Here is a 13,917-nt window from a genome sequence, read left to right as displayed (position 1 = left end):
CGGCCTGGCCCGCCTCCTCGACCCTCCGGTCACAGACCCGTGACACCGCCCTGGTCGCCCGCCTGCTCGGCGAACGTCTCGTGCTCGACCAGGTGGAGGACGGGGATGCCCAGGTGCCGCTGCGCCTTGGAGGCCCAGTCGACGGAGAGGAACTCGGCGACCACGTGCCGCTCGGTGATGACGACCGCCTCCGCGGCGCCGACCGCGGACACGGTGCTGCGCAGCGCGTCGACGGGCGGACCGGGCACGGTCGCGCCCGCGGCCTCCGCTCCCGCCCCGGTCAGCGCGTCGACGGAGGCGGCGAGCCGCCGCTGGGCCTCCTCGCGGAGCGCCTCGTCGACCTCGGACAGGTCCTGCGGCGGGGGAGCCGGGGTGGCGAGGGCGTCCTGGGTCGCCATCGAGCCCATCGCCGCGTGGACCGCCGCGGCGGCCTCGTCGACCGGGAGCAGCAGGTGGTAGCGCACCACCGCGCCGGTCTCCTCGGTGATGCCGCGGTGCAGGGCCGCGATCCGCTCGGCGTCGCCGTGGCTCAGCTCCTGCTCCACCAGCACCACGACGTCGTACGGCGCGGTCTCGTCGGCGGGCGTGGTGTCGGGTACGTCGGTCACGGGGTCTCCTCGGGGCGCAGGATCGCGGACAGGTCGTAGCCCGCGGGCTCGTCGAGCTGGTCGTAGGTGCAGGAGGTGGGGTCGCGGTCCGGTCGCCACCGCTTGAAGTGCGCGGTGTGGCGGAAGCGCCGGCCCTCCATGTGGTCGTACTTCACCTCCAGCACCCGCTCCGGGCGCAGCGGGGTGAAGGAGAGGTCCTTGCCGGCGCTCCACCGGCTCTGGGTCCCGGGCACGCGGTCGGGGTTCGCGATGGCCCACTCCCGCCAGGCACCCCACGGGTGCTCGGAGACGTCGCAGACGAGCGGCGCGAGCTCCTCCATCAGCGCGGCCCGCTTCACCTCGGTGAACGACGCGCTGACGCCGATGTGCTGGAGCGACCCGTCGTCGCCGTACAGGCCGAGGAGCAGGCTGCCCAGCAGCGGCCGCTCCGGCGTGCTCGTCTTGTGCTCCCGCAGCCCCGCGAGGACGACGTCCGCGGTGCGCTCGTGCTTGATCTTCAGCATCGTGCGCCCGTTCTCCGTGTACGGCGCGTCGAGGGGCTTCGCGACCACCCCGTCGAGGCCGGCGCCCTCGAAGGTGGAGAACCACGCGGTGGCGACGGCCGGGTCGGTGGTGGTGCGGGTCAGGTGGCACGGCCCCTCGTCGGGCAGGCCGGCCAGGGCCTCGACGAGCGCGGCCCGGCGCTCGGAGAAGGGCCGGTCGACGTACGAGTCGTCGCCGAGGGCGAGGAGGTCGAAGGCCACGAAGCCGGCGGGGGTGGTCTCGGCCAGCATTCGCACGCGGGAGTCGGCGGGGTGGATCCGTTCCTGCAGCACCTCGAACTCGAGCCGGGAGCCGTCGTCACCGGTGCTCGCGACGAAGATCTCGCCGTCCAGCACGCACCGCTCGGGCAGCTGGGCGAGGACCGCCGCCACCACCTCGGGGAAGTAGCGGGTCAGCGGCTTGGTGTTGCGGCTGGCGAGCTCGACCTCGTCGCCGTCCCGGAAGACCAGGCAGCGGAACCCGTCCCACTTGGGCTCGAAGCTCAGGCCGCCGTGCTTGGCGGGGTCGGGGATCCCGCTGACCGACTTCGCGAGCATCGGTCGCACCGGAGGCATCACGGGCAGGTCCACGCCGCGAGCCTATGCCCGGTGCCCCGGCGAGGATTCCCGGACCGAGGTGCCCCCGCGCCTACACTCGCCCCGATGTCCGGGTCCCACCGCTCCGCCCGCGACACGGTCACGGCACCGCGTCGCGCCGAGCGGGGACCCGCCGAGAAGGGCGGTCCGGTCGCCCCGAAGGCCTCCACGGGCGGCCACGGCGCCGGCCTGCGGCTCGACATCGAGGGCCTGCGCGGCATCGCGGTGCTGACCGTCCTGCTCTACCACCTGGGTGCGCCGGTGCTGAGCAGCGGCTTCGCCGGCGTCGACATCTTCTTCGTCATCTCCGGCTACCTGATCACCGGTCTGCTGATCCGCGAGGCCGAGCGCTCGGGCCGGGTCTCGATGCTCGACTTCTACGCGCGCCGTGCCCGGCGGCTCCTGCCCGCCGCCAGCCTGGTGCTCCTCGTCACCGCGGCCGCGGGCTGGTGGCTCCTGCCCGGCTCGACCCACGTCAACCTGGGCCGTGACGTCGTGGCCTCGACGTTGTACGTCCTGAACTGGGAGCTCGCCGCCCGCTCCGTCGACTACCTCGCCGAGGACGCCGCCCCGTCGGCCCTCCAGCACTACTGGTCGCTGTCGGTCGAGGAGCAGTTCTACGTCGTCTGGCCGCTGCTGATCCTGCTGTGCCTGGTGCTGGTCCGCCGGTTCGGCCTGCGGCTCCGGCCGACGCTCATCGTGGCCATCGGCGGCGTCGGGGTCGCGTCGTTCGGGTGGTCGGTCTACGCGACGGCGGTCGAGCCGGCCACGGCGTACTTCGTGACGACGACCCGCGTCTGGGAGCTCGCCGTCGGCGCCGGCCTCGCGATCGCCGCCAACCGGCTGGCGCTGGCCGGCCGGAGCGTCGTCCAGGTGCTGGCCTGGCTCGGCGCGGTCGGGATCGTGCTCGGCGTCACCGTCTTCTCCGGCAGCACCCCCTGGCCCGGGTACGCCGCCGCCCTGCCGGTGCTCGGGACCGCGGCGCTGATCGCCGCGGGCGGCACCGGCCACTCGACGCTGCCGGGCCGGGCCCTGTCGTGGCGCCCGCTGGTCTGGATCGGCGGCCTGTCGTACGCGACGTACCTCTGGCACTGGCCGCTGATCGTGCTGAGCAAGGAGGTCTTCGGCAAGCCCGGGCTGCTGCAGGCCCCCGTCCTCGCCGCCGCCTCGATCGGCCTGGCGTGGCTGACCGGCAAGCTCGTCGAGCGCCCCGTGCGCTTCCACCCCGCCCTCGTCGCCCGCCCGCTGCGCTCGCTCCTCGTCGCGCTGGTGGCCATGGCCGTCACCTGCGCCGCGGGCGTCGCCGTCGCGCTCAGCGTGCCCACGCTCCCGGCGTACGACGACGTCACCGAGCCTGGCGCCCGCGCACTCGTGGCGAACCCGGACGGCGAGGAGTGGACGGTCATCTCCGACCCCCGCGACGCGTTCGACCGCTCCGGCACGCTCGTCCCGGACCCGTCCGTGGCCACCCTCGACCAGCCGCTCGTCGACGAGTGCCAGGTCCGCGGCCCGCTCGCCGAGCTCCCGCCCGAGCGCTGCACCTTCGGCGACGTCGACGGCGACGTCGAGGTCGCGATGATGGGCGACTCGAAGATGGTCCAGTGGTTCCCGGCCCTCGACCGGCTCGGGGACATCGAGGGCTGGCGCATCCGCACGCTCGGCAAGGCCGGCTGCGTGCCGAGCCGCACCGGCAAGACCGACCAGAAGTGCGACGAGTACTCGAACAACGTCCTCGACTCGTTCGCCGAGGGCGACGCCCCGGACCGCGTGATCATCTCGGTGCGCGGGGCCTACAAGAACTCCGGCCGCGGCTTCGCCGCCGCGATCGACGAGATGCAGGAGATGGGCATCGACGTCGTCCTGCTGGCCGACAACCCGGGCCCCCCGTCCGGCAAGCGCGTCTACCAGTGCGTCGACCGCAGCGAGCGGTACGGCGGGTGCGGGTTCGACGCCCAGCGCGGGTACGACGAGAGCGGGCTGGGGATCATGGAGGACGCGGCCGAGGAGACCGGCGCCCCTCTAGTCGACCTGAACCCGTTCATCTGCCCCGAGAGCCGGCCCCGGTGCTCCCCGGCCATCGGTGGCGTCCTGGTCTACCGCCAGAGCAGCCACCTGACGCAGACCTACGTCTACACGATGCTGCCGATGCTCCACCGCGAGCTGGCCCGCCTCGGCTGGTCCGACGTCGACCCGGACACCATCACCCTCGACCTGCCCTGAGCTCCCGCCCGTCCTAGGGTGAGCACCCGATCCCCGGTTGGTCTGCCGGCAGGGCCCGCCTGACTTTGAATCAGGACTAGCGACGTAGGTTCGACTCCTACCCGGGGAGCCACGACGTCCCCGGGCCGCGCCGTCCTCACGGGTGGTCCGCGACGCCGCCGGCACAGGGCGCAGGACGAAGGTGCACGGCCAGCAGCACGCCGATCGCGATGACGAAGGCCACGGTGCCCCAGGCGAACCCGGACAGGTTCGCGGCGACGCCGAGGACGGCCACCGCGAGCGGCCACCAGCCCGTCCGTCGGCTCCGGCGGGCCGCCACGGCCAGCAGGACCGCCACCAGGGTGGTCCCGACGACGAGGCCGAGGATCGACGCGGCGGCGCCGGGCCCCTCGGCCATCGGCACGAGCGACTCCGGCGTCGCGCCACCGGCCAGGGCGTCGAGCCCCCCGAGAGTGGTCGCGTGGTGCATCGTCAGGCCGGCCCCGCCGAGGACCGCGCACCCGGCCGCGACCCACAGCGGACGTCGTCCGCGTCCGGGGGTGCGGGCGGCGACGAGGACCACCGAGACGGCGAGCAGGACCCCGGCCAGCGACCCGAGCAGGGAGGCAGCGGTGAAGCGTCCCTGGTGGGCGAGGAGGAAGGCGCCCTCGCCCGCGGTGTCGAGCCCGGCGGGGAAGCGGGGCGCCAGCAGCTCCGACGTCAGCAGCAGCGCCGGGCCGGTGAGGACGGCGACGGCGCGACCGACGGAGCGACCGCCCGCGCGGTGAGGGCGCCCGGGGTGCGCGCGGTCGGTGGTGGGTGGGGTGGGCAGTGCGGCGGTGTCGGACACGGTGTCCTCCTCGTCTCGGGTGACCCCCAGCCTCGGCGCCGGTGGCGGGTCCGGCCACCGACCAGCGGCCCGACCGCCACCGACCGCCGACGGCTCGTGCGCGCCGCGACCACCGACCCGGGTCGGTGTCGCGGACGCCCCGTCGGGTCTAGGTTGCGGGCATGCCCCGGGCAGCTGCGCGGCTCCACGCCGCCGTCAGGCTCCCGGACGCTGCCCTGGCCGCGGCCCTCGCCGTGCTCGCCGCCGTGGAGACGCTGCTGACCGTCGACGTCCTCCCCGGTCCCCGGGCCGGGCTCGAGGCGCTGTCCGTCCTCGGACTGCTGGTGCGGACGACGTACCCCGGTCTCGCGTGCCTCTGGGTCGCCGCGGGTGTGCTGCTCGAGACGGTGGCCCTCGACTCGCCCGACGCCGTCGGCGTGCTGCTGGCGGTGGTCGTCGCGGCGTACTCGGCGTTCGCGCACGCCCCCGTCCGCCGGGCCCTGCCCGGGGTGGTCGTGCTGGCGGCGGCCGTGACCGTGTCGGTCCGGCTCGACTCGTCGGGCACCGGGGACGACGTCGTCGCGACGCTGCTGCTGTTCTTCCTGGTCCCGTGCGGCCTGGGCTGGGGGGTCAGGGCGCGGAGCGAGCGGATCCGGCTGCTCGAGAGGGAGCGACTGGTGCTCGAGCGCGAGGCGGCGACCGCGGCGGCGGGCGCCGCGACCGCGGAGCGCCGGCGGATCGCACGCGAGCTGCACGACGTCGTGTCCCACGCGGTCACGCTCGTGGCGGTCCAGGCGGAGGCGGGCCAGGCCGTCCTCGAGGCCGACCCCGACGCCGCCCGCCGCGCCCTCGCCGCGATCGGCACGGCCAGCCGGGAGGCCCTCGACGAGCTGCACCGCATGCTCGGCCTGCTCGAGGGCGAGCCGGGCGGCGGGGGGCTCGCGCGGCTGCCCGGTCTGGTGGACGGCGCCCGGTCCGCCGGGCTGGCCCTCTCCGTGACGACGTCCGGGGTCGCCCGGGCCCTGCCCGACGACGTCGACCACTGCGCCTTCCGCGTCCTGCAGGAGGGCGTCACGAACGCCCTGCGCCACGCGGCGGAGCCCCGTGCCGACCTGGTCGTGGCCCACTCCGACAGCGCCGTCGAGGTCGTGGTCCGCAGCACGGGACGGCGCTCACGGCTCAGCGCCTACGGCGGCGCCGGCCGCGGGCTGGACGGGCTCCGCGACCGCGTCGAGCGGCTCGGCGGGGAGGTGTGGAGCGGGCCCGAGGGGGACGGCTTCGTGCTGCGCGCGCGGGTGCCGACGACGGCGGATGGCCGGGAGTGACGATCACCGTGGTCGTGGCCGACGACGAGGAGATCATCCGCGAGGGCCTGGTCGCGATCGTCGGGGCGGAGCCCGGCCTGAGGGTCGTGGCGACGGCGGGTGACGGGGCGGCGGCCGTCGAGGCGGCCCGCCGGACGCGCGCCGACGTGGTCCTCATGGACGTCCGCATGCCCGGGGTCGACGGGATCGAGGCGACCCGGCGCCTGGCGGAGGGGCCGGCGAGGGTGCTCGTGCTGACGACCGTCGAGTCCGACGAGGTGGTCGTGGCGGCGCTGCGCGCCGGTGCCAGCGGCTTCCTGCTGAAGAGCTCCCCGCGGGAGCAGCTGTACGCCGGGGTCCGCGCCGTCGCCGCCGGGGAGGCGCTGCTCGCGCCGAGCGTCACCCGTCGCGTGATCGAGAGCGTCCTGGCCGGGGGAGTCCCGGCCGCGCCGCCGCTGCGGCTGACCGACCGGCAGCGGGAGGTGGTCCGGCTGGTCGCCGCCGGGGCCTCCAACGCCGAGATCGCGCGGAGCCTGCACCTCGCCCCCGCGACGGTGAAGGGCTACGTCAGCGACGTGCTGCTCGCCCACGGCCTCCGGGACCGCGCGCAGCTGGTGGTGCGGGCCTACGAGAGCGGCCTGGTGCGGCCCGGTGACGGGGTGCCCGGCGCTCCCTAGGCTCACGCCATGGTCACCGCACGCCGCGCGCTCGTCCGTCGGCCCTCACCGCATCTCGCCGACGGCCTGCTCACCCACCTGGAGCGCACGCCGGTCGACGCCGACCTGGCGCTCGCGCAGTGGCAGGGGTACGTCGACGCGCTGCACGCCGAGGGGTGGGAGACGGTCGAGGTGCCGCCGGCGCCCGAGCACCCGGACTCGGCGTTCGTCGAGGACACCGTCGTGATGTACGGCGACGCGGCGGTTCTCGCCCGACCCGGCGCGCCCGAGCGGGCCGGCGAGGTGGCCGGGACCGAGGGCGTGCTGCGCGACCTCGGCTACCGCGTCGTCGCGATCACCGGGCCCGGCACCCTCGACGGCGGCGACGTCCTCAAGCACGACGGGGTGGTGTGGGTCGGCCTGAACGGCGGTCCGGGCGGTCGTACGAACGCCGACGGCATCGCCCAGCTCGCCGACCACCTCGCGCCGCAGGGCGCCCGGGTCGAGACCGTGCCGCTCAGCAGGGCGCTCCACCTCAAGTCCGCCGTGACCGCGCTGCCCGACGGCACCGTCGTGGGCTGGGACCCGGTCGTCGACGACCCGGGCGTGTGGGCGTCGTACGAGCCGGTGCCGGAGGAGCCCGGCGCCCACGTCGTCGTCCTCGACGAGCGGACCGTGCTGATGTCGAGCGCGGCCCCACTCACCGCGGCGTCGTACGAGGCCCGGGGGCTGCGCGTCGTCGCCGTCGACATCGGCGAGTTCGAGAAGCTCGAGGGCTGCGTCACCTGCCTGTCGGTGCGCCTGCGCCACACGCCCTGAGGTTCCACGGGTCACCGGGTCTCGTGGCTCGGCCGTGGCCGGCCTCGCACCTCGACCTCCGGTCCGACTCAGCGGCGCACGGTGAACGTCCGGGTGGTGCCGCGGACCGGGGTCAGGGCGCCGTCGGGGCCCTTCGCGTCGCCGAGGTAGCGCAGGCGGTAGCGGCCGGCGCGGCCCGTGGCCGGGACGTCCCAGCTCAGCGTGACCTCGGACGTCGTGGGGCCGGTGCGCCTCCAGCCGAACCGGGTGGCCCAGTCGTCGTCCGAGGCGACCCGCACCCAGCGGTCGCCGGTCCGGCGCTCGACGGTCAGGTAGGTGCCGCCGCGGCGCAGGTCGTTGTTCGGGTGGGCGCCGACGAGGACCGCCTCGACGGTCCCACCCGCGCGGTACGACGCCCGCGGCTGCGTGACGACCTCGCCGAGCTCGCTGCCGGGCGGGGCGGTGTCGAGCCGGTTCCGCCCGGTCAGCGGTGGGACCTGCTCGGCGGACCGGTCGCGCTCCTTCTCGCCGAGCGGCAGGCTGGTGCCGTCGCGCATCGACCGCGCCAGGCGGTCGGCGACCTGGGTGAACGCCGGCAGCTCGAGGCGGCCGAACAGGGTGGAGCCGCCCTCGTACTGCTGGGCGTCGTACTCCTCCGGCGTCGTGAGGTAGTGCGCGAACGCGTTGGCGTAGCCCTGGGTCAGGACGTGGCGCAGCGGGGCGCCCACCACCCTGGCGACGGCCTGCCGCAGCCGGAGGCCGGCGACGATCGTCGGCTCGACGGGGACGCCGACGAGGTAGAGCGGGCCGATCCGGACGAGCTGCACCGGGAGCCGCTGCTGGACCAGGTCGGCGGTGCCCACGGGGGCCAGGACGTCCTTCGGTGCCTGGCAGTCCCGGAGCTCCGGGGAGGCGGTGTAGAGCAGGTCGGAGACCAGCCCGACCACGGGGTTGACCGCGAACTCGCCCTCGCCGTCGCCCTCGGTGAAGCCGGGCGGGGCGCCGCCGCCGTCCTCCTGGCTGCCGGCGGCGAAGGACGTGCCGAGCGCGCCGGTGCAGGTGCGGCCGGGCTCGCCGTCCGGCGTGAACCGGCCGGCCACGTCGACGTCCGACATGTCGACGTAGACCAGCCGGGAGTCGACGCCGCCGGTGACGGGCTCGACGCGGTCCCCGGCGCCGGACGCCGTCCGCGCCGCCTGCTGCTGGCGCCGGCCGATGATCGCCGCGTTGCGGAACTCGTCGGTGGTCGGGCCCGTGCCGGGCCGGAGCCGCAGGTTCGGCGACATGTCCCCGGCGTTGGTCTGCGCGAACGCGGCGACGAGGTCGGGGTCGGCGTCGCGGCGGTCCACGCCGCGGCCGAGCCGCTCCCAGGCGTAGGCCGCGTACCCCTTGTTGTCGCCGCTGACCAACCGGTTCTCGGCGGTCAGGCTGGTGCCGTGCACCGCGAACCAGGTGAGCGCGCCGACGAGGACGCCGCCACGGCGCACCGTGAGCGTCGTGGACTGCGGGTCGATGCCGCCGGGGAAGCGCCGGCGGTCGCGCCGGGGGTTCAGGGCGAACGACTCGGCCGACCGGTTGACGCTCGCGTCCGTCAGCGTCGTCGTCGCCAGGCCGAGGGTGGACGGCGCGAGGTCGTCGTGGGCGCGCCCGATCGACTCGACGATCCCGTCGACGGCGGCGTCGAGGGCCTGCGGCTGGTGGCCGTAGGGGAGGTCGTACAGCGCGTGGTGCGACTGCCCGCCGACGCCCGCGTGGGTGTGGGTGACGGTGAGCATCACGTTGCGCTCGCCGTACACCGCGCCGTACCGCTGGCGCAGGCGCGCCAGCACCCCGTCGCGGACGCTCTGGAACATCAGCCCCAGGTCGGCGGTGACGTGGACGACCCGCTCGCCGGTCCGGCGGTCGACGACCACGAACGCCCGCGACCACTGGCGCTGCTGGAGACCCGCGCCGAGCTGGGCGGTGTCGGCGTACCCCATGAGCTGGACGTCGGCCACCGGACCGGTGACGTCGGCGATGCCACGTCCGACGAGGTAGCGACCGCCGTCGCGCTGCGTCGCCCCGGTCGTCGCCCCGGTCGACGCCCCGGGAGCGGCCTGCGCCACGACGGTCGGCGTGGTGGTCAGCGGACCGGCGGCCAGCGACAGGCCCAGCGCGAGGCCGCCGAGCAGCCGGCGCCTCATCGTGCGCCCGCCCGTCGGCCGAGCGCGGTGACGACCTCGTCGGCGGCGCGCTCGCCGGCGCGCACGGCGCCGTCCATGTAGCCCGACCAGTACGTCGCGGTCTCGGTGCCGGCCCAGTGCACCCGCCCGAAGCGCCGGCGCACGGCGGGACCGAAGGTCGAGAACGACCCGTCGGCGGCGTGGACGGCGGTCGGTCCACCGCCGGTCCACCGCTCACGGGTCCAGTCCTGCTCGGTGTACTCGACCGGACGGAGCGCCTCGTCGCCGAACAGCCCGGCGAACCCGGCCAGCACGGCCCGGCGCCGCTCGGCGCGCGGCAGGCGGCCGTAGCGGCGCCACGTCGAGCCGCCCAGGAACGCCAGCAGGACGCCGGGGGAGCCGTCGGGCGGTGAGTTGTCGAACACGACCCGCCCGGCGCCCGCGTCGGAGATCCCGAACCCGTTCAGCCCGGCGTCGCGCCAGAACGGGCGCCGGTAGACCGCGTCGACCTTCATCAGGTCGCCCATCGCCCCCGAGCGCAGCAGACGGCGCCGCCGGGCCGGCAGCCCGGGCGCCCAGTCGATCTCCAGCGCGGTGGGCGGCGGGACGGCGACGACGACCCGGCGGGCCTCGACGACGCCGCGGTCGGTGCGGACCCGGACCCGGTCGCCGGCCTGGTCGACCCGTCGTACGGGCGCTGCGAGGGCGACGTCGTCGCCGAGGTCGCGGGCCAGGCGCAGGGGGACGAGCCCGGACCCGCCGACGAACCGCCGCTCCTGGGCGCCGCCGGAGGTGTCGGAGGAGCGGGAGAAGGTGCCGGGGTTGTCCTCGTTCCCGGCGGTGGCGACGTACCAGAGGGCGAAGAGCAGCGACAGGTCGTGCGGGTCGGAGCCGAAGGTCGGCTGCGTCCACGACGCGAGCAGCCGGACGAGACCGGGACCGTCCACGCCGCCGTTGCGCTCGACGAAGGCGCCGAGGGTGGTGGCGTCCCACTCGGCGGCGCGGGGGTGGTCCCACGGGGCGGCGACGTCGATCTGGCCGGCGTACACGTCGACCTGGGCGAGCACGACCGCGGCGCCGGGCAGCAGCACCGGGTCGGGCGGGATCGTGCCGGCGTACTCGACGCGGCCCAGGCGGGCGGATCGGTAGACGCTGAGGCCCTCGACGTGCTGGTCGAAGGTCGCCACGCGCAGCTCGCGGGCCAGCGCGAGGATCCGGTCCTGGGTGGGCCCGACGAACGCGCCGCCGGCCTCGACGACCTCGCCGGCTCCCGCGCGGGAGCGCAGCGCGTGGTTGAGGACCCGGCCGCCGACCCGGTCGCGGGCCTCGCACACGAGCACGTCCAGCCCGGCTGCTCGCGCCCGACGGGCCGCGACCATCCCGGAGATCCCGGCGCCGACCACGAGGACGTCGACCCGTCGGGGCAGGTCGCCCTGCCGCCCGGCGGGAGCGGCCGCGGCGGGGCCGGCGGCGGCGCCCGCGGCAGCCCCGGCCAGCAGCCCGGCGGCGGTGCCGCCCAGCAGGACGCGACGGGACAGGGACTCGGTCGGCACGGTCGTCATCGGCACTCCGGTTCGGCTCGGTTGAGGTGCCCAACGGTCCCGCCGCGCCGAGGTCACGGCCCCACCCGGCAACTAGGGTGCCGGTCATGTCCGACGTGACCGTGATCGTCCTGGCCGCCGGCGGCGGCACCCGCATGCGGTCGAAGACCATGAAGATGCTGCACCGCGTGTCGGGCCGCAGCATGCTCGGCCACGTCCTCGCGGCCGTCGACGTCTGCGAGCCCAGCCGCGTGGTGGCCGTCGTCGGCCACCAGCGCGAGCAGGTGGAGACCCACCTCGCCGAGATCCGCCCGGAGGCGCTGCTCGCCGTCCAGGAGACCCAGGAGGGCACCGGCCACGCCGTCCGGGTCGCGCTCGAGGCGATGGCCGCGGCGGACCACCGGCCGACGGGCCCGGTCCTCGTCGCGCTCGGGGACACCCCGCTGCTGCGCGGGAGGAGCCTGACCACGTTCCTCGACCGGCACCGCGCCTCCGGCCAGGCCGTGAGCATCCTGTCCGGCCTGCTGGACGACCCCTCCGGCTACGGGCGCGTCGTCCGCGCCGAGGACGGGACGGTCGAGGCCATCGTCGAGGAGAAGGAGGCCACCCCCGAGCAGCGGGCGGTCCGCGAGATCAACTCCGGCATCCTCGCCTTCGACCCGGACTTCCTGCTCGACGTCGTGCCACGCATCGGCAACGACAACGTCAAGGGCGAGTACTACCTCACCGACGCGATCGCCCTCGCGCGGGCGGCGGGCCACCAGGTCGGGGCGCACCCGGTCGAGGACCCGGACGAGACGCAGGGCGTGAACGACCGGGCCCAGCTGGCCGCGGCGGGCCGGGTGATGAACGCGCGGATCCTCGACGAGTGGATGCGCCGGGGCGTGACCGTGATGGACCCGGCGACGACCTGGGTCGAGGACGACGTCGTCCTCGAGGCCGACGCGACCCTGCTGCCCGGCGTCCAGCTGCTCGGCGCCACCCACGTGGCCGAGGACGCCGTGGTCGGGCCGGACTGCACGCTCGAGGACTGCGAGGTCGGCGCCGGCGCCCGGGTCGTCCGGACCCACGCGCAGCTGGCCGTCGTCGGCCCCCGCGCCCAGGTCGGTCCGTTCGCCTACCTGCGGCCCGGGTCGACGATCGCCGAGGGCGGCAAGGTCGGGACGTTCGTCGAGACCAAGAACTCCACCATCGGCGCCGGCGCGAAGGTGCCCCACCTGTCGTACGTCGGTGACGCCGACATCGGGGAGGGCACGAACCTCGGCGCCGGGACGATCGTGGCCAACTACGACGGCGTCGCGAAGCACCGCACCGTGGTCGGCGCCCACGCCCGGACGGGCTCCAACAACACGTTCGTCGCGCCCGTCACGATCGGGGACGGGGCCGGCACCGGGGCGGGGACGACGGTCCGGGACGACGTCCCGCCCGGCGCCCTGGCCGTCTCGGCCGGCCCGCAGCGCACGATCGAGGGCTGGGTGGAGCGGCGTCGTCCGGGCACCGCCCAGGCGCGGGCGGCGCAGGAGGCGACGCGCGACGCCGGGGCCGACGACACCGACTGAGTCACATCCGGCGTCCATCGGGTGACCCCGGCTGCGAGGGTGGGGCGTCGTGGGTCAGAATCGAGCACCGACTCGCCCCACCTCCCCGAGGAGCCATCGCGCGTGAGCGGAATGAAGCGCACCACCGAGAAGAACCTCATGGTCTTCTCCGGCCGGGCCCACCCCGAGCTGGCCGAAGAGGTCGCCGAGCTGCTGGGGACCGGCCTGGTCCCGCAGTCGGCGTACGAGTTCGCGAACTCGGAGATCTACGTCCGCTACGAGGAGTCGGTCCGGGGCTGCGACGCCTTCGTGATCCAGAGCCACACCGCACCCATCAACGAGTGGGTGATGGAGCACCTGATCATGGTCGACGCGCTGAAGCGCGCCTCGGCGAAGCGGATCACCGTGGTGCTGCCGTTCTACGGCTACGCCCGTCAGGACAAGAAGCACCGCGGCCGCGAGCCCATCTCGGCGCGGCTGATGGCGGACCTGTTCAAGACCGCCGGCGCCGACCGCCTCATCGCGGTCGACCTGCACGCCGACCAGATCCAGGGCTTCTTCGACGGCCCCGTCGACCACCTGATGGCGCTGCCCGTGCTCGCCGACCACGTCAAGGCGCGCTACGGCCACGAGCCACTCGCCGTGGTCTCGCCCGACGCCGGCCGCATCAAGGTCGCCGAGCGCTGGTCGGCGAAGCTGGACGGCGCCCCGCTGGCGTTCATCCATAAGACCCGGCGCACCGACCGCCCCAACGAGACCGTCGCCAACCGCGTGGTCGGCGAGGTCGAGGGCCGCATGTGCGTGCTCGTCGACGACATGATCGATACCGGCGGCACGATCGTGAAGGCCGCCGACGCCCTCATGGTGGAGGGCGCCAAGGGCGTCATCATCGTCGCGACCCACGCGATCCTCTCCGACCCGGCCGTCGACCGCCTCAAGAACTCCCCGGCCACCGAGGTCGTCGTCTGCAACACCCTCCCGATCCCGGCGGACCGCCAGTTCGACAAGCTCACCTGCCTGTCCATCGCGCCGCTCATCTCCCGCGCCATCCGGGAGGTCTTCGAGGACGGCTCCGTCACCTCGCTCTTCGGCGGGGAGACCTGAGCCCACGCCCTCGCCTCGCCGGGTCACAGGGGCCTCTCCCGCCTCAGGTTTCACCGGCTG

11 protein-coding genes and 1 tRNA gene are annotated in these 13,917 nt (G+C 75.3%); 7 read left to right on the top strand and 5 right to left on the bottom strand.

Annotated features, from left to right (window positions below):
* Positions 1 to 29 precede the first annotated feature (29 nt).
* A complete protein-coding gene (locus tag Q0858_RS08525) occupies positions 30 to 608 on the bottom strand; it encodes a hypothetical protein (protein WP_299052725.1) in 579 nt (192 codons plus the stop codon).
* Positions 605 to 1,720: an ATP-dependent DNA ligase gene (locus Q0858_RS08520; protein WP_299052722.1), complete on the bottom strand. Its 1,116-nt coding sequence runs from the start codon at positions 1,718 to 1,720 to the stop codon at positions 605 to 607. The genes Q0858_RS08525 and Q0858_RS08520 overlap by 4 nt, the downstream gene beginning before the upstream one ends.
* 72 nt (positions 1,721 to 1,792) lie before the next feature.
* On the opposite strand from Q0858_RS08520, the gene Q0858_RS08515 reads away from it, so the two are divergent.
* Both Q0858_RS08515 and Q0858_RS08510 read left to right on the top strand, forming a co-directional pair.
* Positions 1,793 to 3,946, top strand: a complete 2,154-nt coding sequence (locus Q0858_RS08515) for an acyltransferase family protein (RefSeq protein ID WP_299052719.1) — start codon at positions 1,793 to 1,795, stop codon at positions 3,944 to 3,946.
* A 30-nt stretch (positions 3,947 to 3,976) separates the two neighbouring features.
* A tRNA-Gln gene (locus Q0858_RS08510) sits at positions 3,977 to 4,058 on the top strand.
* Positions 4,059 to 4,082: 24 nt separating this feature from the next.
* Here Q0858_RS08510 and Q0858_RS08505 read toward each other — a convergent pair.
* Positions 4,083 to 4,775 carry a hypothetical protein gene (locus Q0858_RS08505; RefSeq protein WP_299052716.1) on the bottom strand — a complete coding sequence of 231 codons (693 nt, stop codon included), beginning with the start codon at positions 4,773 to 4,775 and terminating at the stop codon, positions 4,083 to 4,085.
* Between the two features lie 161 nt (positions 4,776 to 4,936).
* Between Q0858_RS08505 and Q0858_RS08500 the strand changes: the two genes are divergently transcribed.
* From Q0858_RS08500 to ddaH, 3 genes are read left to right on the top strand one after another with little or no spacing between them, the layout of a single operon-like run.
* The gene (locus tag Q0858_RS08500; protein WP_299052714.1) at positions 4,937 to 6,079 is read left to right on the top strand and encodes a histidine kinase; all 1,143 of its coding nucleotides are present in this window, start codon (positions 4,937 to 4,939) and stop codon (positions 6,077 to 6,079) included.
* Positions 6,076 to 6,735, top strand: coding sequence for a response regulator transcription factor (locus Q0858_RS08495; protein ID WP_299052711.1), 660 nt, complete (start codon positions 6,076 to 6,078; stop codon positions 6,733 to 6,735). The genes Q0858_RS08500 and Q0858_RS08495 overlap by 4 nt, the downstream gene beginning before the upstream one ends.
* A 9-nt stretch (positions 6,736 to 6,744) precedes the next feature.
* The gene (gene ddaH, locus Q0858_RS08490; protein WP_299052708.1) at positions 6,745 to 7,533 is read left to right on the top strand and encodes a dimethylargininase; all 789 of its coding nucleotides are present in this window, start codon (positions 6,745 to 6,747) and stop codon (positions 7,531 to 7,533) included.
* Between the two features lie 68 nt (positions 7,534 to 7,601).
* Here ddaH and Q0858_RS08485 read toward each other — a convergent pair whose 3' ends face one another.
* Positions 7,602 to 9,695, bottom strand: a complete 2,094-nt coding sequence (locus Q0858_RS08485) for a neutral/alkaline ceramidase (protein ID WP_299052705.1) — start codon at positions 9,693 to 9,695, stop codon at positions 7,602 to 7,604.
* Positions 9,692 to 11,236, bottom strand: a complete 1,545-nt coding sequence (locus Q0858_RS08480) for an FAD-dependent oxidoreductase (RefSeq protein ID WP_299052704.1) — start codon at positions 11,234 to 11,236, stop codon at positions 9,692 to 9,694. Before Q0858_RS08480 ends, Q0858_RS08485 begins: the two co-directional genes overlap by 4 nt.
* 86 nt (positions 11,237 to 11,322) lie before the next feature.
* On the opposite strand from Q0858_RS08480, the gene glmU reads away from it, so the two are divergent.
* Positions 11,323 to 12,774: a bifunctional UDP-N-acetylglucosamine diphosphorylase/glucosamine-1-phosphate N-acetyltransferase GlmU gene (gene glmU / locus Q0858_RS08475; RefSeq protein ID WP_299052702.1), complete on the top strand. Its 1,452-nt coding sequence runs from the start codon at positions 11,323 to 11,325 to the stop codon at positions 12,772 to 12,774.
* Between the two features lie 111 nt (positions 12,775 to 12,885).
* Complete coding sequence (locus Q0858_RS08470) at positions 12,886 to 13,857, top strand: ribose-phosphate diphosphokinase (protein ID WP_299052977.1); 972 nt, start codon at positions 12,886 to 12,888, stop codon at positions 13,855 to 13,857.
* Positions 13,858 to 13,917: the final 60 nt, after the last annotated feature.

This window comes from uncultured Nocardioides sp. (assembly GCF_947489365.1).
Taxonomy (GTDB): Bacteria; Actinomycetota; Actinomycetes; order Propionibacteriales; family Nocardioidaceae; genus Nocardioides.
Note: the sequence above shows the minus strand (reverse complement) of the source record. Positions and strands in the feature narration are given on the sequence as shown.

Bases quoted from the DNA above. Each gene is read 5' to 3' on its own strand.
- Q0858_RS08515 (WP_299052719.1), top strand. From the start codon at position 1,793: ATGTCCGGGTCCCACCGCTCCGCCCGCGACACGGTCACGGCACCGCGT.
- ddaH (WP_299052708.1), top strand. From the start codon at position 6,745: ATGGTCACCGCACGCCGCGCGCTCGTCCGTCGGCCCTCACCGCATCTC.
- Q0858_RS08480 (WP_299052704.1), bottom strand. From the start codon at position 11,236: ATGACGACCGTGCCGACCGAGTCCCTGTCCCGTCGCGTCCTGCTGGGC.
- Q0858_RS08485 (WP_299052705.1), bottom strand. From the start codon at position 9,695: ATGAGGCGCCGGCTGCTCGGCGGCCTCGCGCTGGGCCTGTCGCTGGCC.
- glmU (WP_299052702.1), top strand. From the start codon at position 11,323: ATGTCCGACGTGACCGTGATCGTCCTGGCCGCCGGCGGCGGCACCCGC.
- Q0858_RS08500 (WP_299052714.1), top strand. From the start codon at position 4,937: ATGCCCCGGGCAGCTGCGCGGCTCCACGCCGCCGTCAGGCTCCCGGAC.
- Q0858_RS08470 (WP_299052977.1), top strand. From the start codon at position 12,886: ATGAAGCGCACCACCGAGAAGAACCTCATGGTCTTCTCCGGCCGGGCC.